Here is a 19,425-nt window from a genome sequence, read left to right as displayed (position 1 = left end):
TGGACCTGTCTCCTCGTGTCTTTTTGCCTATCCTAACCGATAAGCCTTGCTCATGCGCCTCCGCGGGCGAGTTGCCAGATGGATGCGCCGATGCCGGTCATGCTCTCGCCAGCGACAAGGCCGGCGGCGAGGGTGACGGCATAGCGCTCCGTCAGGCCGGGCCAGCGCAGGCCGCACAGCCAGGTCACGATGGCGCCGAGCGCCATCATGAGCGATACCGACGCCGGCAGAATGAACGCCAGGCCGAGCGCGGCCGGGCTCGGCAGCAGTCGGGCGCGTGTTGACGGCAGCGCCGACTCAAGCAGGCCGAACAGCACGCCGGCGATGCCGCCCGCCAGGATGGCCAGGCGAATGTCCGCCGACAGCGAATCCAGGCCGAGCGCCAGCGTCTGCGCCACCGCCTTCCATGTGGCGGCGGCCGGGGCCGGCCATTGCTCGCTCAACAGCATTGCCTGTGGATCGGGGATCAATGCCCGGTAGACCAGCACGCCGACGATGCTGCCGACGGCGATGCCGAGGCATTGCGCCACGACTTGCTTGGCCGGCGTGGCGCCGATCAGCATGCCGACCTTGAAGTCGTTCATCAGGTCGGTGCACTGGCCGGCCGCGCCGCCGGCGGTATTGGCGCTCATCAGGTTGATCGCCACCTGGCCGGGTGCCACCACGCCGAAGCTGAGCTGCGAAAGCTGGCCGATGGCGCCGATGGGCGGGATGCCGGTGGCGCCGACCACCCGCGCCGCCACCGCCGCCAGGCACAGCGCCAGCGGAATGGTGAGCAGAGCCATGACGACGTCTATGCCGAACAGCGTCGCCTGCAGCGTCACCACCAGCGCGATGGAAAGCAGCAGCCCGATGGCAGGCGCCGGCTGCGGCCGGGGCAGGCGGAATGCGCGTCCGGCGTTACCGGATGCCCCATTGCCTTTCGTCTGGCGCAGCAGCCGCAGCGATAGTGACGACAAGGTGGCGCAGGCCATCAGGCTGACGCCCGGCCACAGCAGCCAGTTGACCAGGAGGGAGAACTGCGGTCCGGCGGCGTCTGCCGGTAGCGTCACGAGATGCCGCGCCAGCAGCCAGGGCGCAATGCCGCCCCAGGCCAGCGCCGCGCCGATCAGCAGCGACAGGCCGACGCGCAGCCCGATGATGCCGCCGAAGCCGAACAGCAGCAGCGACGGATCGAAGGTAAAGGTGAGCCGTTCCCAATGGGCATTCGGCGCCCAGCGCGGGAAGGCGGCAATGAAGGTGTCGGCCGCCTTCACCGACGCCGAAAACAGGCCGGCACCGAACAGCACCGACAGCCGCCGCGCAGATTCGGCGCCATGGCTGTAGACGTGGGTGAGGGTCTCCAGCGTGGCCATGCCCTCGGGAAAGGTGAGCCCGCTGTCGTTGATCAGCGATGGTCGCAGGTACCAGGCGATCCAGATGCCGAGAAAACTCACCGAAAACACCCAGGCCATCATCGGCAAGGGATCGAGCTGGTTGCCGGTCAGCAGGGTGTAGGCGGGAATGGGCGCAACCAGACCGCCCGAGATGATGGAAGCGGCCGCCGAGGCCACCGTCTGGTTGATGTTGCTTTCATGGAGCGTCCATTCCGGCCCATTCCACAGGCGGCGCGCCATGCCCTGCCAGAAGCTGAAGCCGATCAGCAGCGCGATGATGGCCATGTTGAACGACCAGCCGATCTTCAGGCCGGCATATACATTGGAAGGGGTGAGCAGGACGCCGAGCAGCATGCCGGTCAGCGTCGCGCGCAGGCTCAGCTCGCGTTCGATGACCGGTCCCGTCCTGCGATGGCTTACCGCGGCTTCTCCGTGGCCAATCTTCTCCTGCTGGAACATTGCCGTGCGCCTCCTCGTTCTGGTTGCCTGCGATCACGGAGGCGCGCGCCTCGTCTCCAGGTAGTGACCTCGAAAGCGCCGCCAAGCTCCCGGCAAGCCAGCCTTGCCGGGTTTGAACTCATGCCCCGGCCGCCCATCGAACATACCCGTCGCCGCCGTTCGCCCCTTGCGCGTAACGGCGGCCAGATGATCACCCCTCAGGATTGGAGCGAAACAATGGATGCCAACATGCATGAAAACCGCGGCGCATTTCCGGTGGACCGTCCGGTGGAAGCGCTGCTGCGCGACCACAACATGGTCCGCAAGCTGGTCGAGACTTATCGTAATTCCCAGAGCCTGGAAGTGAAGCAGGAAGCCGCGCCGCAGATCCTGATGCTGCTCGACATGCACTCCAAGCTGGAGGAAACCGTGTTTTATCCGGCGGTGCGCAAGCTCGATCCTTCCCTCATCGGCCACTTCGAGGAAGAGCACCACAAGGCGGACGATCTGGTTCAATCGCTGCAGAGCATGACGATGGACGACCCGCAGGCGGAGCAGATGTTTCAGCAGTTGATCGACATGACGATGCACCACATTCAGGAAGAGGAGAACGACTTCTTTCCGAAGCTGGAGCAGGCGAACCTCGACATGACGGAAATCGGCCTTCAGATGCAGGCGTTCGAAGCGAACCTGGTGCACATGCAGGCCAAGGCCAGCGACCAGAGCATGCGGCGCTGAATCAGCGCCACGATGGCGCCGGCGCGGCAGGATGCGCGCCGTGATTCTCGAGCAGCGGCACGTCAGTTACGCCGGAGGAAGGCAAGCAGATACCGGTTCACTTCCTCCGGCGCCTCGTTCTGCACCCAGTGCCCGGCGTCCGGTATGCGGTGTACCGTCAGCCGCGGGGCGAAGCGCTCGGTGCCGTCGATCAGGAAGCTGCCCAGCGCCGGGTCGCGCTCGCCCCAGATGATGGCCGTTGGCGCCGTCACGCGCGCCGAGGCCGCCAGGGCCATGCCGTCGGATCGGACATTCTCGCGGTAGTAATCGATAGCCGCCTTGAGCGCGCCGGGCCGGGACAGGCCGGCCACGTAGCGATCGATGTCCGCGCGCTGGAAAGCGCCCCGGCGCGCCGGCATGAGGCGGAACATTTCCCGCACGATGCGGAAATCGCCAGCCGCCAGCAGTTTCTCCGGCAGCAGCGGCAGCTGGAACAGGCCGACGTAGAGGCTGCGCAGCAACTGCGAGCTGCGCCAGACTTTTTCCCGATACACCTGCAGGTGGGGCGCGTTCAGGATGATCAGCTTGTCGAGCAGGGCAGGGTAGAGGCCGGCGAAGGTCCAGGCGATGATGCCGCCCCAGTCGTGGCCGACGATGGCGGCGCGTGCATGCCCGGTGGCGGCCACCGCGGCGGCAACGTCGTCCGCCAGGCGGCGCAGGTGGTAATCCGCTTGATGCGACGAGACCTCGGAAGGCGGATAGCCACGCAGGTTGAGCGCCCAGGCTGAAAAGCCGGCGGCCGCGATCGGGCCGGTCTGGTGGCGCCAGGAATGCGCGTTTTCCGGGAAGCCGTGCAGTAGGATCACCGGAGGGCCTTCGCCGGCAACCTCTGCCACCAGCGTCAGCCGACCGGACCGGATGGATTGCCGGCGCGCGAGCGGTGGCCTCATTGCCTTCTCCCGTCAACCGGAACGCGCCGGCTTTCCCGGCGGATGGAAAGGAACCATTTCCAACCGGATGCCCCTCCAAGCTTCATTACCGCTTTGCCGTATGGATCCATCATGTTTCCCCGTTTCATCCGCGCCGCTGCGTTCGCCGGCCTGGCCTGTGCCGGCATCCAGGCAAGCGGCGCCGATCAGCTTCCCGTGGTGCCGGTCGACACCGAAATCCGCGTGCGGCAATTCCTCGAGGCCTTCATCAATCCCGATCAGACCCCGGAACAGCAGGCGACGTTCTTCCGCGAGGACGTCCAATACTACGGATTGGGCAAGCCGGGGCGCAGGGAAATCGTGCGCGACATCCGGCACTACGCGAAGCGCTGGCCGGATCGCAGCTATCGGCTCGCCGACATCGAATTCATCCGACCCGATCCGGGAACGGATGATGTCTTCGTCAGCTATGTGGTCGATTTCCAGGTGGCCAGCCCGGAGAGGAGCATCGGCGGGCGGGCGCTTTACGGCGCGGTGATCACCGACCTGCATACCGACCCGCGCATCACCCTCATCATGGAAAAGGTGCCGCGGCGGCGCAGCGACCTGTCCGCCGGCACGGCGGCGCCAGCGACTTCCGGCAAATGATCCGCCCGAGCGGCTTTCCGCGCGGCATGACTTTCCACACAATTGCGCGGCCGGGTTGACAAGCGGGCCAGCGCCACTTAAATTAAGCACACTGATGCTTAGCATGCTAATCGTGACAAGGCGCCGGCAAGAGCGCTCACGACGAATTTCGATAAAGGAGACAAGCAGTGGATTCCCAGACATGGCCCAAGAACGCCTGGTATGTCGCGGCGTTTTCGCATGAAGTGCAAGGCAAGCTGCTCGCCCGCAAATTCCTCGGCAAGTCGGTGGTGATGTACCGCCGTACCGATGATTCGGTGGTGGCGCTGGAGGATCGCTGCGCCCACCGCCTGCTGCCGCTGTCCTTCGGCTTCGTCGAGAACGACAACGTCACCTGCGGCTACCACGGCATGACCTTCGATGCGAGCGGCAAGTGCGTGCGCATCCCGGGTCAGGACAAGATTCCGGCCAGCGCCTGCGTGCGTTCCTTCCCGCTGGTAGAGAAGGACAGGCTGGTATGGATCTGGATGGGCGACGCCAGCCAGGCCGACCCGGCGCTGATCCCCGACATGGGGCGCCTCGATCATCCGGAGTGGATCCCGGCCCAGGGCTATCATCACCTGAAGGCGGATTACCGCCTGCTCAACGACAACCTGCTCGACCTGTCGCACGTCGCCTTCGTGCATGGCCGCACCATCGGCAATGCCGCGGTCGCGAATTCGCCCATCACCGTCAGCCAGAACTGCAACGTGGTGAGCGTGCACCGCGACGTGATCGGCGCGCTGGCGCCGCCTTTCTTCGAATACCTCGGCAAGTTCACCAAGCCCATCCACCGCTGGCATACCGTCAATTATCATCCGCCCTCGATCTGCATGATCGAGGTGGGCTGCAAGCCGCTCGACGGCGAGGACGGCGTGGGCAAGATCGAAGGCGTGGTGTTCCACATGGCGACGCCCGAGACCGAAACCACCACCCATTATTTCTGGGCCTTCATCCGCCACTTCCGCCAGCAGGATCCGGCGCTGACCGAATACATCCGCCAGGCCATCACCGCCACCCACGGCGAGGACAAGGTGGTGCTGGAACTGCAGCAGACGGCGCTGACCGAGACCGAGCGCGACAATCCGGCCGTGGTGGCGATCGCCGTCGATGCCGGGCCGATCCGCGGCCGGCGCCTGCTGGAACAGATGATCGGCGCCGAGCGGCAGCAGAAGGAAACGGCGCTCGGCGCCTGAGGCAAGACGGACATCGGGCCGGCGCAGACCGGCGATGCACTTCGGTTAACGGCCGCCATCAGGGCGCGCCGATTGGAGGAGACGCGGATGAACGACAATTTCCAGAAGCCGGCGTCGCGCCGGCGCTTCCTGCTGGCCATGGCCGCATGCGCGGCGCCCGGCGCCGTGCTGGCCCAGGCCAATGGCAATGCCAATGCCAATGTGGGCGGCACCCTCGCCGGGCCGGTGCGCATGCTGGTTCCCTTCACGCCGGGCACTACGCCGGACAATGTGGCGCGACTCATCGGGCCGCGCCTCGCCAGGCGCCTCGGCCAGCCGGTGGTGGTGGACAACCGGCCCGGCGCCTCCGGCATCATCGGCATGGAAGCGACCGCCAAGGCCCCGCCGGACGGCCAGACGGTGATGGTCACCACCAACACCACCTTGACCCTGCCGTATTTCTACAAGAAGGTGCCGTTCGACGTCATCCAGAGCTTCCAGCCGCTGGCGATGATCGGCTCCAACAATTTCGCCCTGGTGGCCCATCCCTCGCTGCCCACCGGCAGCCTGCAGGAACTGGTCGGCTACCTGAAGGCCCATCCCGGCGAAGTCAACTATGCCTCGCCGGGCATGGGCACGCTGCACCATTTGGCGATGGAGAAGATCATCGCCAGCACCGGCGTCAAGATGAGCCATGTGCCTTACAAGGGCACCGCCGGCGCCATGACCGATCTCATCGGCGGCCATGTGAAGCTGATGATCATGCCGCTGCAGCTTGCCATGCCCCAGCAGATCGAGGGCAAGCTCAAGATCATCGGCGCCACTCGGGCCCAGCCCGATCCCTTGTATCCGAAAGTGGTGCCGCTGCAGGAAGCGGGCGTGCCGAACTTCGATGAAGACGCCTGGGTCGCCGTATGGGGGCCGAAGGGCATGGCGCCGGCCATGGTGGCGCTCTACAACGCCGCCATCCGCGAAGCGCTGGAAGACCCGGAAGTGAAGGCCGGCATGGTGCAGCAGGGCCTCACCCTGCGCCCGAGCACGCCGGAGGAATTGCGCCGCACCGCCGTCGCCGAATACGAGAAATGGGGCAGGGTGGTGCGGGAAGCGAAGATTCAGGCCGAATGACAGCAGCCAAGGACAAACCAAGGAAAGAAGAGACAATGAGCCAAGCCGATACCACAGCCGCAGCCCGACCCGCCAAGGTGGATTACAAGCGCATCGCCACCGAGGAAGCCTTCGCGCCGCCCGATCTGTTCGACATGTACCGCAAGCTGCTCGACGACGGCTTCGACGATCCCGGCTTCCGCAGCCTGTGGGGCTTTCACCTGAGCAGCGCCGCGCCGCGGGTTCAGCACATCATGAAATACAACCAGGACCTGGGCGAACTGCGCCTGCGCCACATGGACGAGGCCGGCATCGACATGCAGGTTTTGTCCCTGACCTCGCCCGGCGTGCAAGTGTTCGACGCGGCGACGGCGGTGTCCTACGCCCAATACGCCAACGACTATCTGGCGGAGGCGGTGCGCCGCCATCCGACCCGCTTCGCCGGCCTTACCGCCATCGCGCCGCAGGACCCTCAGGCGGCGGCGAAGGAGATCGAGCGCGGCGCCACCCGGCTCGGCATGAAGGGCATCATCGTCAACTCCCATACCAAGGGCGAGTATCTGTCCGACCAGAAGTACTGGGACATCTTCGCCGCCGCGGAAGCGCACGACATGCCGATCTACCTGCATCCGAGCAGCCCGCCGGCCAAGATGATCGAGCCGTTCATGGAAGTGGGTCTGGACGGGGCGGTGTACGGCTTCGGCGTCGAGACCGGCCTGAGCGCGCTGCGCATCATGACCTCCGGCGCGCTCGACCGCTTCCCCAAGGTGCAGATCATCCTCGGCCACATGGGCGAGGCGCTGCCGTACTGGGCTTACCGCCTGGACTACATGCACCGCGTCACCGTGGCGGCCAACCGCTACGACAACCTGAAGCCGACCAAGCGCAAGCCGAGCGAATACCTGAAGGAAAACTTCTACGTCACCAACAGCGGCGTGGCGTGGGAGCCGGCGATCAAGTTCGCGCAGGACTTCATGGGCGTGGACAGGGTGATGTACGCCATGGATTATCCCTACCAGCATGTGCTGGAGGAAGTCGTTACACTCGACAACATGGACATGAGCGCGGACGTCAAGAAGCGCTTCTTCCAGACCAATGCCGAACGCGTGTTCAAGCTGGCCTGAACGCTCGGCGCGAGCCATCGACCCATTTGAGGAAAAGCGTGATCATCGAAAACCAGCAGCAAGTGACCCAGGCGGTGCTCGAGGAACTGAGCCGGGCGGACAACCCGCGCTTTCGCGAGATCATGTCGGCGGCGGTGCGCCACCTGCATGACTTCGCGCGCGAGGCGCGGCTGACCGAGGTCGAGTTCCAGCAGGCCTGCGCCGTCATCGCCAGGCTCGGCCAGATGACCACCAAGTCGCACAATGAAGTCGTGCTCTGCGCGGGGTCTCTCGGCATGTCGGCCCTGGTCTGCCTGCTCAACAACGGCGACAGGGGCCAGACCGAAACCACCGCCAACCTGATGGGACCGTTCTGGCGCATGGAATCGCCGCGCACCGAGAATGGCGGGAGCATCGTGCGCTCGCCCACGCCCGGCGAGCCGATCTTCGTCGATGCCTGGGTGCGCGACCAAGCCGGGCGCCCGGTGGCGGGGGCCGAAGTGGATGTCTGGCATACCTCGGCCGAAGGCTTCTACGAGAACCAGGACCCGGAGCAGGCGGACATGAACCTGCGCGGCAAGTTCACCACCGACGCGCGCGGCCACATCGCCTTCCGCAGCGTCAAGCCGGCCGGGTATCCGATCCCGATTTCCGGCCCGGTGGGCGACCTGCTGCGCGCCCAGGGACGCCACAACATGCGCCCGGCCCACATCCATTTCATGATCTACAAGCCGGGCTACAAGACCCAGTTCTCGCAGGTGTATTCGAACGACGATCCGAACCTGGAGACCGACGTGCAGTTCGGCGTCACCCGCGCCCTGGTCGGCCAGTATGTGCTGCACGATGGCGAGCCGGCGCCCGATCCCCAGGTGCAGGGCCGCTGGTACTCGCTGCAGCACCATTTCGTGATCGAGCCCGGCGAAGCCCGGCTGCCGAATCCGCCCATCACCGGCAAGGCCGCCGGCGACCGGCCGGCGCTGGCCATCCTGGAGCGGACCGAGCGCTGACGCGGGGCAGACCGGATGTCACTCGTCCTTGCGGCGCGGCCCCGGTTTCCTGGCGACGGTGCCGGCGGTGCGCAGCGGCGCCCGGCTGCGCTCGTTGTTCGAGTCGACGAACTTGTGCATCAGGTTGATCAGCGCATCGCGCTCCTGGGGCTGGAAATCCCTGAACAGCTCCCCATGCATGCGGCGCACGCCTTCCACCAGCGAGGCGAGCAGGGCCTTGCCTTCATCGGTCAGGTACAGCTGCTTCTGGCGCCGGTTGGCCGGATCGACATGGCGCACGATCAGCTTCTTCGCCTCCAGGCGCTCGGCGGTGGTGGCGGTGGTGACGGTGTCGAGCGCCACCAGGCCCGCGAGGGTTTTCTGGTCGATGCCGGGCCGCTCGTACAGCATGCGCAGCAGGGCGTACTGGATGGGCGTGACGGCATCGCCGACGACGTCGTAAAACACCGAGACGGCGATCTGCTGGGCGCGGCGGAAGAGGTGGCCGGGCTGCGCGTACAAGTCCATGAACACGGATTCGAGTCCGGCCAATGGGAGATGTTCGGTATCGCGGGTCTTGGGCATGGTTGGGGATGTCGGTGGGGTAGCGGGGCAGGCGTTTTCTGCGATGGTTTTTCTGGCGATGTCCCGTGCCTGCCGGTCGAAGGGAAGTTGGATCGATTCTATCAGCAGCGTATCGGAAAAAACGAGATCTCCGTGATAGAGTACCCGACAGACCAAAAACAGAATCGAACCACCGGCAATGCCGGTTCGCGGAGACAGCATGTCCGGCCATCACGACCCCACCGCCCGTATCGCAAGCGCGTACGCCCCGTACGCGTTCACTCTGATCCACTGATCATCACGGCGCCTGGCGCGGCCCCGATCGCGTTTGGCGCCAGCCATTCAACCACACCGGAAGAGACCAACCATGATTTCTGAAAAAGAGCGCCAGCAGGCCGCCGATGCCCTGCTCGAAGCCGAGAAAAGCCGCAAGCCGATCCGCCAGGTGAGCCAGACCTGGCCGGCGATGGAGATCGAAGACGCCTATGCCATTCAGCAGCTGTGGGCCGAGAGCCGCGTGCGCAACGGCGCCCGCGTCGTCGGCCACAAGATAGGCCTGACCTCGCGCGCGATGCAGATGGCTTCCAAGATGACAGAGCCGGATTACGGCGTGCTGCTGGACGACATGCTGTATGCCGACGGCGCCAGCATTCCCGCGTCGCGCTTCCATGCGCCGCGGCTGGAGGTGGAACTGGCCTTCGTGCTCGGCAAGGACGTGGGCGGCAGGAACGTGACGCTGTTCGACGTGCTGGATGCCACCGCGTACGTGACGCCGGCGCTGGAGATCATCGATTACCGCACCGAGGTGCCGCGCGCCATCTGCGACACCATCGCCGACAATGCCGCCGCTGCCGCCATGGTGACCGGCGGCCGCGTGGTGCGGCCGATGGACGTGGACCTGCGCTGGATCGGCGCCACGCTTTCGAAGAACGGCGTGATCGAGGAGTCGGGCGTGTCGGCCGCCGTCATGGGCCATCCGGCCATGGGCATCGTCTGGCTGGCCAACAAGCTGGCGCGGCACGACATTACCCTCAAGGCGGGGCATATCGTTCTTGGCGGCTCCTTCACCCGGCCGACCTCGGTGCAGGCCGGCGACACCATCCATGCCGACTTCGGGCCGCTCGGCTCGATCGGCGTTTCCTTCACCTGACGCATCCGATACGCAAGCGAAAAACGACGATGGAATTGCCCAAGAACGGTTTCAAGCAGGCGCTGCAGGAAGGCCGGCAGCAGGTCGGCCTGTGGTGCACCCTGTCCCATCCCTACGGCCTGGAGCTGCTGGCCGGCTCCGGCTTCGACTGGCTGCTGATCGATACCGAGCATTCGCCGAGCGACCTGGCCAACGTGCTGGCGCAGCTGCAGGCGGTCGCCCCATATCCGGTGGCGCCGGTGGTGCGTCCCGCCTGGAACGACCCGGTGGTGATCAAGCGCTATCTCGATATCGGCGCGCAGACGCTGCTGATTCCCTATGTGCAGAACGCCGACGAGGCGCGCCAGGCGGTGCGCAGCGTGCGCTATGCGCCGGGCGGCATGCGCGGCGTTTCAGCGCTGACCCGCGCCAGCCGCTTCGGCCGCATCCCCGACTATGCCAAGGCCTGCGAACGCGAACTTTGCCTGCTGGTGCAGGTGGAAACGGTGGCCGCGGTGGATCGCATCGAGGAGATCGCCGAAGTCGAAGGGGTCGATGGCATCTTCATCGGGCCAGGCGACCTCGCGGCCGACATGGGCTTCGTCGGCGAGCAGGGCAACCCCGCCGTGAAGGCCAAGGTGGAAGAAGCGATCGCGCGCATTACCAAATGCGGCAAGCCGGCCGGCATCCTCACCGGCGATGAAGCCTTCGCCAAGCGCTGCATTGAACTCGGCACCTTGTTCACTGCGGTCGGCGTCGATGCCGGCATTCTCGCCAGGCAATCCATGGAACTGCGCAAGCGCTTCGATTAGCAAGGACGAACGAGGTGGAACAGGAAACGAACGGGAAGGCCACGGCCCGATAGCAGGAAGTTGCCGGGGCGGATTCGAAAGCAGCAAGACTTACGCGCCATCAACCTATAACAGGAGACACGCATGGAAAAAACGGTAAATGCTCAGCGACGCAACCTCATTCTCGGCGGCGCGGCCCTGGCCGCAACCGCCGGGCTGCCAAGGATCGCCCTGGCGGCCGACCCGATCAAGGTTGGCCTCATCGTGCCGATGTCGGGTCCCTTCGCTTCCACCGGCAAGGAAATCTGGGCGGCGGTCAAGCTGTACCAGCAGCTGCAGGGCGACACGGTGGCCGGCCGCAAGGTGGAAGTCATCCTGAAGGACGACGGCGGGGTGAACCCCGAGATCACCAAGCGCCAGGCCCAGGAGCTGGTTTCGCGCGACAAGGTGCAGGTGCTGGCCGGCTTCGGCCTCACGCCGCTCGCCTTCGCCGCCGCGCCGGTGGCGACCCAGGCCAAGACGCCGATGATCGTGATGGCCGCCGGCACCTCGGTCATCCCGCAGCGCTCGCCCTACATCGTGCGCACTGCCTTCACCCTGCCGCAGGCGACCGCGCCGATGGCGACTTGGGCGGCCCGCAACAAGATCCGGTCGGTGGTCACGCTGGTGGCGGATTTCGGGCCGGGCATCGACGCCGAGAAGACTTTCACCAAGTTCTTCACCGAGGCGGGCGGCAAGATCGTCGAGAACCTGCGGGTTCCGGTGCGCAATCCGGACTACTCCCCGTTCCTGCAGCGGGTGAAGGATGCCAAGCCGGAAGCGGTGTTCGTGTTCGTGCCTTCCGGCGAGGGCGCCGCGCTGATGAAGCAGTACAACGAGCGCGGACTGGCAGCCGCCGGCATCAAGATGATCGGCACCGGCGACGTGATGGATGACGAACTGCTGCCGGCCATGGGGCAGGCCGCCGTCGGCGTGATCAGTTCCCATCATTATTCCGCCGCCCATTCCTCCCCCGAGAACAAGGCTTATGTAGAAGCCTTCGCCAAGGCCAATCCCGACATGCGACCGAACTTCATGTCGGCCGGCGGCTATGACGGCATGCATCTGCTGTACGAAGCGCTGAAGAAGACCAATGGCGATGCCGACGGCGACAAGCTGCTGGCGGCGATGAAGGGCATGTCGTGGACCAGCATACGCGGCCCGGTGACGATCGATCCGAACACCCGCGACATCATCCAGGACATCTACATCCGCGAGGCGCGCATGGTGAACGGCCAGGTCTACAACGTCGAGATCGACAAGATCGAACAGGTGCGGGACCCGGGCGTATAAGGATGGTTCGGTAAAAAAAAGGACCCGCAGGGCATTGGAGGATCTGCGGGTCCAGGGCCGATCCATCAGGAGATCGGAGGAGACAGTTCCACTTTACTGCATCGCAGCAAAATAGCAATGCCGTAGAAATACGGTATGTCTGCGACCCTTGCCGCGATAAAGGATTGAAGCAGGATTGAAGCGGGTCATGACCTCAAAAAAGGCTTTCGCCGCCCCGGCAAGGGGTCGGATGCTGGCGCGGAGCCCCTTTGCGCTCGAACGAAACCCGTGTTTGAACCCGTGACGCGCTCTAGCCGAGCACCAGCGCCTCTGCCATGCCTTCGCGCCGGATATGCGCCACCAATTCGGTGGGATCGTAAATGAAGGTCACCTTCTGAAACTTGCGCTCGGCGTCGTCGATCTCGAAGATCGTCATTCCATCCAGTACGATGGTGTGGCCGCCGCTCAAAACCCAGGTATAGGTGAACTGGAGGGCGATGGAGCGGGTCTTCGTCATCCCGTCGAAGACGTTTTCCAGCCTAGCGATGGCGTAGCGGCCATGGGCGAACAGCCGTTCGTGAAACGGGATGACGCCCATGGTGCCGGAGAGCGGCGCCTTGATGAGGGCATCCGGCTTGAACAATGCGGCGATGGCCGGCAAATCCCTGAGATTGAGCGCCTCCTGGTACTTCCTGCACATCTCGTAAGCGTACATTGCCTGCCTTCATCCCTCTTTGTCTCCCAGGCATTATCCCCAGGGGCGGCGTCGACATACTTGATGCGGATCAATACATTCCCCGGCTGCCGGTTCGGCTTCCCGTTCCGTCAGCCTCCTCGTTTCCGCCTTCCTGCAGCAACCGCTGAGTCGGGCAAGCGCGCCGTCGCACCGGGGCACGAGCGGATTGCCGCCGCCGCGCCTTTCTGCCCAAGCTCAGACCGGTTTATCCATGACAGGCGCCCGCCCGCTCGAACCATAAAAAGCCTTGATCCATTCTGCAGTCCAGGAATCAACATCGTTTAGCCAGATCAAAGCCGGGGCCGAATCTTCTGTTAGCGCCGCCTGCAGCGCCTAGGATTTTTTCATTGTCCGCCGCCGGCGCTCGCCGGCGATGTCCGGCCGAATTCAAACCAAGGAGGAAGAACATGACGATACGCCGCGTCCCTCGCGCCGCATGGATTCCATGGATTCTGTTGCTGGCTTCGTGCGGTGGCGGCGGTGGCGGCAGCGGCGATACCAGCACCTCGTCACGGGCGGTCTCCTCCAGCGTCGCTGGCACGGCCGGGCCGGTGGTGCGCGCGCCCGGTGATGCCGGACCCGATCCCCTGTTTCCCCTGCAATGGTATTTGAAGAACACCGGCCAGCGCGGGGCGAACAATTATGTCGCCACCGCCGGCGAGGACATCAATGTCGAGCCGGTCTGGGCCGCATGCGCCGATGCGGCGACCTGCCGCGGCGAGGGCATTGCCATCGCCGTGGTGGACAGCGGGCTGGAGATTGCCCACAAGGACTTGCAGGCCAACATGTCCACCACGCTGAACCACCGCGTCTATGCACGCGGTGCGGCACCGGTCAACGGCGACCCGACACCGCCGCGCGGCAGCGGCAGCGAACCGAGCCTGGCGCACGGGACCATGGTGGCCGGCATCATCGCGGCGCGCGACGCCAATGGCATAGGCGGGCTCGGCGTGGCCCCGCGGGCCTCGCTGGTGGCCTACCGGCTGGCCGGGGTGGGCGCTTCCGCCGCCGATGCCGCCGAAGCCATGGCCTACCAGGCGCCGGCGATTGCCGTTTCCAACAACAGCTACGGCCCGCTGGACGACACCGGGCAGGCGGTCGGCGCGCCGACGCTGTGGCAGACGGCGGTGAACGAGGGCCTCGCCACCGGCCGCGGCGGCCGCGGCACGATCTATGTCTGGGCCAACGGCAACGGCGGGGAAACGGTGGACCTCTCCACCTACGACGGCAAGGCCAGCTACCGCGGCGTGATCGCGGTCGGCGCGGTGGATGCGCAGGGCAAGCGGGTCTCCTATTCGGAGCGCGGCGCCAACATGTGGGTCAGCGCGCCGGCGGGCCGGTTCTGTTCGCGCGACCTGACCATCGTCACCACAGACCTGAGCGGCGACCGCGGCGAGAATGCCGGCGGCGCGGCGAACGACCTGGCGGACGGCGACTTCACCCAATGCATGAACGGCACCTCGGCCGCCGCGCCGGTGGTCTCCGGCGTGGTGGCGCTGATGCTGCAGGCCAACCCCGCGCTGAGCTGGCGCGACGTGCGGGCCATCCTGGCCAATACCGCCCGCCAGAACGATCCCGCCAACGCCGGCTGGAAAAAGAACGCGGCCGGCCATGCCATCAACGATGCCTACGGCTTCGGCGTCGTGAATGCCGCTGCCGCCGTCACGGCGGCGCGCGGCTGGACCAGCCTGCCGCCGCAACTGCCTCCGGTGAGCGTGACGCAGCCAGTGAACCGACCCATCCCGGACAACAATACCGCCGGCATCGTCAGCGACATTCCGGTGGCCGGCAGCGGCATCCGCAGCATCGAGTGGGTGGATGTCAGCGTCAGCGCCGGCGACCATCCGTATTCCGCCGATCTCGAAATCGTGCTGACGGCACCGAGCGGCACCCAGAGCATCCTGGCGGAAACCCATGTCTGCTTCACCGAATATCCGACCCAGGCCCGCTCCTGCGCGCCCTACGACAACTGGCGCTTCGGCATTGCGCGCCACCTCGACGAGCCGGCCGACGGCGTCTGGCGCCTCGAAGTCCGGGACAAGGCCACCGGCGATGTCGGCACCTTCCAGTCGTGGCAGCTCACGATTTACGGTCATTGAAAGGGAAAGTCCATGATCAAGCATGTGCTGACCGCGGTGATCGCCGGCCTGCTCGCCGGATGCACCGCCTTCGCCCAGGAGAAGAACGGCAACAACGCCTATGTTTGGTACGAGAATGGTGTGCCGAAGAAGGCCTGGGTGGACCCGGAGGTGGTGGCCGAATTCGGGGACCGCGAAGAAAGCGTGTCCAGGCCGTACGCCAAGTACGACGGCGTGCGCATCTGGAAGAAGGAAGACCAGGCCGTCACCCGCGCCAAATCGGAAGGGCGGGTATCCCCGGTGCTGCGCGACAGCCCGGATGGCCCGATGCGGGCGCTGCCGGGCAATGTCGTCGTGCAGCTCGACCCGAAGTGGAGCGACGCCGACGTCAATGCCTGGCTGGCGCAGAACCGCCTGACCGAAGTGCGCCGGCTCGCCTTCGGCAAGAACATCCTCATCGTCGGCGCGCCGCCGGGTTTGGCGGCCCTCGATCTCGCCAACCGCCTGCAGCAATCCGGCACCGTGGTGTTCTCCGAGCCGGAATGGTGGATGCCGGTCCGGCAGCGCTGATTTCCGCGGCGGTTCCATGCCGCCGGGTGGCGGAAAAGTCACGGGCTCGATGGATTTGACAAATCTCATCCGGCGTCCGATAGCCCTGTTTTACAGTTGAACCACAAGAAGAGCATAAACAGGGAGCCGGATGACGGCGCATGGCGGGCGCGGGGCTGCGGCAGCCTCGAGCCATGCCATTGCCGGTAGAGACAAGGGCACACCATGAAGGGCAGGGGGCGCAGTCATCATGGCATGGCCGCACGCATGGGATGGGGCATCGTCGCGGCGCTGGCCTTGCCGCTGCTGCCGTCCTGCGGCGGAAGCGGTGACAGCGCAGCGGCCAGCCAAGCGGCGGTGCAGCCGGCGCGAACGCCTGCCGGCTGGCAAATCACCGACCTGGGCACGCTGAACGGGGCCGAGCTCGCCCTGGCAGCGTTCAACGATGCCGGCGACGTCGTCGGTTCGGTCCAGTTGCCGGGCGGCGTCACCCACGCCTTCCTGTACAAGAACGGCAGGACCACCGACCTCGGCACGCTCGGCGGCAGCTACAGCGCCGCCACAGGCGTGAACCGCGCGGGCCACATCTTCGGCAACAGCGCCGGCACGGATGGAGCGCGCCAGGCCTTCATCCTGAAGGAGCGGAACATGGAGCCGGTCGCGCTGCCGTTTCCGGTAGCGCTCAGTGTCGCGCGCGGCATCAATGATGACGGCGACCTGCTCATCGAATATGTGAAGCGCCCGAACGACGATCCGGAACGACGCTGCACCTCCATCCCCGGCTGCGTGCTCATCATCCGTCAGAATGAGACCATCGACCTCGGCAATACCTTCTACCAGGCGGTGGCGATGAACAACGCCGGACAGGTGGTCGGCACCCAATTCTCCCGCAATCAAAAGACCCTGATCTGGAACAAGGGCGCGGTGACCGACATCGGTCTCCTGCCCGGCCCGGCGGCGCCGTTTTCCACGGTGCCGCTGGCCATGAACAACAAGGGTGAGGTGGTCGGCTACAGCAGCAGCCCGCCGCGGCCCTACCTGTACAGCCAGGGCGCGATTGCCGACGCCGCCGCCAGGCTGGGGGCCGACATCGCCAGCCTGAACGGCATCAACGATGGCGGCGGACTGATCGGCGCCTACCGCAGCGGCGAAGGCGACAGCGCCTTCCTGTACAGAGATGGCAAGCTGATCGACCTGAATGGCCTGGCGGAAGTGAAGCAGGCCGGATGGAGCCGGCTGTCCGCCACCGCGATCAACAATGCGGGCCAGGTCATCGGCTACGGCATCAACCGGGACGGCATGCGCCGGGCCTTTCTCCTCACCCCGCCGAAGTAGGCCGGGCCTGGATCCGGCCTTGATCACATTCCGGCCTTGATCACATGCCTAGCACCAGCTGGCCGGCATGCGGCCGCTCCGCATCGTCGAGGTAGCGGCTGAAGGCGCGCTGGATGAGCGGGTCGCCGATATGCGCAAGCGCTGCGTCGACCGACTGGAAAATGGCGACCGGCCGGTCCATGCTGGTCAGCACGAAGGAGGCGCACTCCCGGCCTTCCTTGCCGACGGTCAGGCTGATTCTGCCCACGGCGTAGCAGGAGTGGATGTCCTTCAGAAAATCTCTCAAGCAGCTGAGCTTGGCAAGCTCCATGGCAAGCGATGCGTCGCCTTCCGATTTCATGCTTTCCCCGACAATGATGAGCGCCGCAGTCGCCGATCAGCCTGCTTCGTGGACGGGTCGCCTTGGCCGATCGGTGGCACTGGTGCGCGTATAGGTTTCGTTCGAAGCGCCAATATACATAGCCGACCAGCCTTCAAACATCCCACGGACATGGCATACCTGCCGGCGCCTTCACGACAGACGAGTTGTCGACGATGCCTTCCCTTGCCGGAGAGTCGAATTCCTTCCCACGCTTATGGCTTTTGGCCCTTCGATGCACGTTTTACGATACTTCTGCCAGCACGCCGATTGCGCGAGCACCGGCCGATGCGGGAGTGCTGACGGCGCTGGCCGGCGGCGACTCGGGTGACAGCGTGTTGGGCATCCCACCATTCGAGTTAAGGATCTTTACGATGAACGTCAACCGTTTGCGATACCGCCGGGCGTGAAGGAGGACAGGTGATTGCGATAAATGCCGATAGTCAAGCCAGATTGAAACATCTGGAAACGCTGATCGACTCGCTTTCCATGAACATACTGGAACAGGTTTCGGCCATCGAGGAAGCGCGTGCGACAGGGCGTTCGGCGCAACGCCATGAGCGCTTGCTGGCCGTGACGCTCGAGACGCTGAGATACATCGAGCAGCAATCCGACATGCTGAAGATTTATATTGCTGCGATCGAGAAGGCGAGCCGTCTTGATTAGCCGTCAACCTTCGTTGGTCAGCGGCCGGCTCAGCCGCGCTTGCCGACCGCTTTGCTTCGAAGCGCTTGCGCATCGGCCAACGCCAGCTTGAGGCGCGACAGCGCGTGCATCAGCGCAAATCCCATCACCGGCAGCAGCAGGCCCACGCCTGCCGCCGGTGCCAGCTGGATGGGCTCAGGCCAAAGCATCGCGTCGGCGCACATCGCCAGGGCCGGCACGCCGAGGAGGAAAATCACCAGCCACAAGGCGGATTCGAGGAAAAAATTGAGTCGCAGAAGGGCGGTCATGCTGAAGTCGTGGCTGAATCGGGGGAACGCTTGCCGGGCGCCTGCTCGGGCATGCTGCGGAAGGAAGATCAAGCGCTCGCTGCAAGGATTGAGTGAAATCAATGCTAGCACAAGGTGCCGGCCGCAACGCTGCCAATCAAGCGAGCGCAGAAGCTCATGCAACAGCCGTCACCGCCGTGCGTCGTCGTCGCCGAACGGTTTGAAAAACGGTCCTTGTCGATTCAATAAACCCAGGGCAGCAGCTTGCGGGTCTTTTCCCTGTACGCCGCATAGCCGCTGTACTGGCGCTCCAGCCATCGCTCCTCGGCGCGGGCCTTGAAATCGAAGAAAATCAGCAGCAACGCCGAACACGCCAGGCGCAGCCAATTTTCCGAGGCCAGTGCATAACCGAAGGTGCATAGCAGGACGCCCGCATAGATGGGATGGCGCACGAAGCGGTAGGGGCCGGTCGTCACCAGTTCGCCTTCCGGAAGCGGGCGCGGAAACGGCGTGAATGTCTTCCCGAGCCGGATCACGCTCCACAGGAAGATCACCGCGCCGCCGATTGCGATGAGCCCGCCGGCAATCCGGAAGATGGTGCCGCCTGGCCAGTCCGGCCAGAGGCGGGGGCAGAACAGATAGATGGCGAGCAGAAGCATCTGCACCGCGACCCACGCCTCACCGCGTTTTCCCGACATGCCAGCTGCCTTTCTCTGTGCGTAATCCGTGTGCGGGTAATCCGCTACGCAATCAGTGTAGCGAAATGGCGAGAACTGTTAAGCCGGCGCTCTCACAACGCCTGAGTTACTGGAGCCGTCAAGCCACTAGGCAAGCGCTTCCGCTTCCCCTATGCTGGCACCAGAAACCTGTGAGTTGACATCTGCGGCACACGCCTTACGCACCATGAGAATCCCGTTTCTTCCCCTGGCCAATTCGAAACAACCTGGCGGCAGCCTCATTAAAGGCGCGCTCAAGGCGGGATTCGGCGTCGGTTTGCTGGTGTTGGTGCTCGGGTCGCTGCCCACCTGGGCGTGGCCGCTGCTTCCCCTGGCCGCCTACCTCTGGGACTGGAGCGATGTCTGACTGGCGACAGCCACCCTGCTCGTTGCATATTCGCAACAATGCTTTCTGATAAAAATTAAAGCTCT

At 65.0% G+C, this 19,425-nt stretch carries 21 protein-coding genes; 14 read left to right on the top strand and 7 right to left on the bottom strand.

Annotation, left to right across the window (positions count from 1 at the left end):
- Nucleotides 1-50 precede the first annotated feature (50 nt).
- Nucleotides 51-1,835: an OPT family oligopeptide transporter gene (locus CHB88_RS09670; protein ID WP_089399104.1), complete on the bottom strand. Its 1,785-nt coding sequence runs from the start codon at nt 1,833-1,835 to the stop codon at nt 51-53.
- A 216-nt stretch (nt 1,836-2,051) separates the two neighbouring features.
- Between CHB88_RS09670 and CHB88_RS09665 the strand changes: the two genes are divergently transcribed.
- Complete coding sequence (locus tag CHB88_RS09665; RefSeq protein WP_176442394.1) at nt 2,052-2,552, top strand: hemerythrin domain-containing protein; 501 nt, start codon at nt 2,052-2,054, stop codon at nt 2,550-2,552.
- A gap of 62 nt (nt 2,553-2,614) precedes the next feature.
- Here CHB88_RS09665 and CHB88_RS09660 read toward each other — a convergent pair whose 3' ends face one another.
- Nucleotides 2,615-3,481, bottom strand: a complete 867-nt coding sequence (locus tag CHB88_RS09660) for an alpha/beta fold hydrolase (protein WP_089399103.1) — start codon at nt 3,479-3,481, stop codon at nt 2,615-2,617.
- A 111-nt stretch (nt 3,482-3,592) separates the two neighbouring features.
- On the opposite strand from CHB88_RS09660, the gene CHB88_RS09655 reads away from it, so the two are divergent.
- From CHB88_RS09655 to CHB88_RS09635, 5 genes are all read left to right on the top strand, one after another.
- Nucleotides 3,593-4,108 (top strand): DNA alkylation repair protein, encoded by a 516-nt coding sequence (locus tag CHB88_RS09655; protein ID WP_089399102.1) that lies wholly within the window; start codon nt 3,593-3,595, stop codon nt 4,106-4,108.
- 167 nt (nt 4,109-4,275) lie between these two features.
- Nucleotides 4,276-5,322 carry an aromatic ring-hydroxylating dioxygenase subunit alpha gene (locus CHB88_RS09650; protein WP_089399101.1) on the top strand — a complete coding sequence of 349 codons (1,047 nt, stop codon included), beginning with the start codon at nt 4,276-4,278 and terminating at the stop codon, nt 5,320-5,322.
- Between the two features lie 87 nt (nt 5,323-5,409).
- Nucleotides 5,410-6,426 (top strand): Bug family tripartite tricarboxylate transporter substrate binding protein, encoded by a 1,017-nt coding sequence (locus CHB88_RS09645; RefSeq protein ID WP_089399100.1) that lies wholly within the window; start codon nt 5,410-5,412, stop codon nt 6,424-6,426.
- 35 nt (nt 6,427-6,461) lie between these two features.
- The gene (locus tag CHB88_RS09640; protein WP_089399099.1) at nt 6,462-7,529 is read left to right on the top strand and encodes an amidohydrolase family protein; all 1,068 of its coding nucleotides are present in this window, start codon (nt 6,462-6,464) and stop codon (nt 7,527-7,529) included.
- Between the two features lie 38 nt (nt 7,530-7,567).
- Nucleotides 7,568-8,515, top strand: coding sequence for a dioxygenase family protein (locus CHB88_RS09635; protein WP_089399098.1), 948 nt, complete (start codon nt 7,568-7,570; stop codon nt 8,513-8,515).
- Nucleotides 8,516-8,533: 18 nt separating this feature from the next.
- Here CHB88_RS09635 and CHB88_RS09630 read toward each other — a convergent pair whose 3' ends face one another.
- Nucleotides 8,534-9,079: a MarR family winged helix-turn-helix transcriptional regulator gene (locus CHB88_RS09630; protein ID WP_089399097.1), complete on the bottom strand. Its 546-nt coding sequence runs from the start codon at nt 9,077-9,079 to the stop codon at nt 8,534-8,536.
- 346 nt (nt 9,080-9,425) lie between these two features.
- Between CHB88_RS09630 and hpaH the strand changes: the two genes are divergently transcribed.
- The 3 genes from hpaH (at nt 9,426) to CHB88_RS09615 (ending at nt 12,310) form a co-directional block, all read left to right on the top strand.
- Nucleotides 9,426-10,208 carry a 2-oxo-hept-4-ene-1,7-dioate hydratase gene (gene hpaH / locus CHB88_RS09625; protein WP_089399096.1) on the top strand — a complete coding sequence of 261 codons (783 nt, stop codon included), beginning with the start codon at nt 9,426-9,428 and terminating at the stop codon, nt 10,206-10,208.
- Nucleotides 10,209-10,237: 29 nt separating this feature from the next.
- Entirely contained in the window at nt 10,238-10,999 is a 762-nt protein-coding gene (locus CHB88_RS09620) for an aldolase/citrate lyase family protein (RefSeq protein ID WP_089399095.1), read from the top strand.
- Between the two features lie 123 nt (nt 11,000-11,122).
- Nucleotides 11,123-12,310, top strand: a complete 1,188-nt coding sequence (locus tag CHB88_RS09615) for an ABC transporter substrate-binding protein (protein WP_089399094.1) — start codon at nt 11,123-11,125, stop codon at nt 12,308-12,310.
- A gap of 289 nt (nt 12,311-12,599) precedes the next feature.
- Here the strand turns inward: CHB88_RS09615 and CHB88_RS09610 are convergent, their stop codons facing one another.
- Nucleotides 12,600-13,004, bottom strand: coding sequence for a nuclear transport factor 2 family protein (locus tag CHB88_RS09610; protein WP_089399093.1), 405 nt, complete (start codon nt 13,002-13,004; stop codon nt 12,600-12,602).
- Nucleotides 13,005-13,432: 428 nt separating this feature from the next.
- On the opposite strand from CHB88_RS09610, the gene CHB88_RS09605 reads away from it, so the two are divergent.
- From CHB88_RS09605 to CHB88_RS09595, 3 genes are all read left to right on the top strand, one after another.
- Nucleotides 13,433-15,124, top strand: a complete 1,692-nt coding sequence (locus tag CHB88_RS09605; RefSeq protein ID WP_089399092.1) for a S8 family serine peptidase — start codon at nt 13,433-13,435, stop codon at nt 15,122-15,124.
- 12 nt (nt 15,125-15,136) lie between these two features.
- A complete protein-coding gene (locus CHB88_RS09600; RefSeq protein ID WP_089399091.1) occupies nt 15,137-15,673 on the top strand; it encodes a hypothetical protein in 537 nt (178 codons plus the stop codon).
- A 234-nt stretch (nt 15,674-15,907) separates the two neighbouring features.
- Nucleotides 15,908-16,987: a hypothetical protein gene (locus CHB88_RS09595; protein WP_176442393.1), complete on the top strand. Its 1,080-nt coding sequence runs from the start codon at nt 15,908-15,910 to the stop codon at nt 16,985-16,987.
- 40 nt (nt 16,988-17,027) lie between these two features.
- Here the strand turns inward: CHB88_RS09595 and CHB88_RS09590 are convergent, their stop codons facing one another.
- Nucleotides 17,028-17,327: a hypothetical protein gene (locus CHB88_RS09590; protein ID WP_089399089.1), complete on the bottom strand. Its 300-nt coding sequence runs from the start codon at nt 17,325-17,327 to the stop codon at nt 17,028-17,030.
- Between the two features lie 438 nt (nt 17,328-17,765).
- On the opposite strand from CHB88_RS09590, the gene CHB88_RS09585 reads away from it, so the two are divergent.
- Nucleotides 17,766-18,011 carry a hypothetical protein gene (locus CHB88_RS09585; protein WP_143131200.1) on the top strand — a complete coding sequence of 82 codons (246 nt, stop codon included), beginning with the start codon at nt 17,766-17,768 and terminating at the stop codon, nt 18,009-18,011.
- 29 nt (nt 18,012-18,040) lie between these two features.
- Here CHB88_RS09585 and CHB88_RS09580 read toward each other — a convergent pair whose 3' ends face one another.
- Both CHB88_RS09580 and CHB88_RS09575 read right to left on the bottom strand, forming a co-directional pair.
- Nucleotides 18,041-18,298: a hypothetical protein gene (locus CHB88_RS09580; RefSeq protein WP_089399087.1), complete on the bottom strand. Its 258-nt coding sequence runs from the start codon at nt 18,296-18,298 to the stop codon at nt 18,041-18,043.
- A 221-nt stretch (nt 18,299-18,519) separates the two neighbouring features.
- The gene (locus CHB88_RS09575; protein ID WP_089399086.1) at nt 18,520-18,975 is read right to left on the bottom strand and encodes a methyltransferase family protein; all 456 of its coding nucleotides are present in this window, start codon (nt 18,973-18,975) and stop codon (nt 18,520-18,522) included.
- Nucleotides 18,976-19,180: 205 nt separating this feature from the next.
- Between CHB88_RS09575 and CHB88_RS09570 the strand changes: the two genes are divergently transcribed.
- A complete protein-coding gene (locus CHB88_RS09570) occupies nt 19,181-19,360 on the top strand; it encodes a hypothetical protein (RefSeq protein WP_143131199.1) in 180 nt (59 codons plus the stop codon).
- Nucleotides 19,361-19,425 lie beyond the last annotated feature (65 nt).

Source organism: Noviherbaspirillum humi (assembly GCF_900188095.1).
Lineage (GTDB): Bacteria > Pseudomonadota > Gammaproteobacteria > Burkholderiales > Burkholderiaceae_D > Noviherbaspirillum > Noviherbaspirillum humi.
Note: the sequence above shows the minus strand (reverse complement) of the source record. Positions and strands in the feature narration are given on the sequence as shown.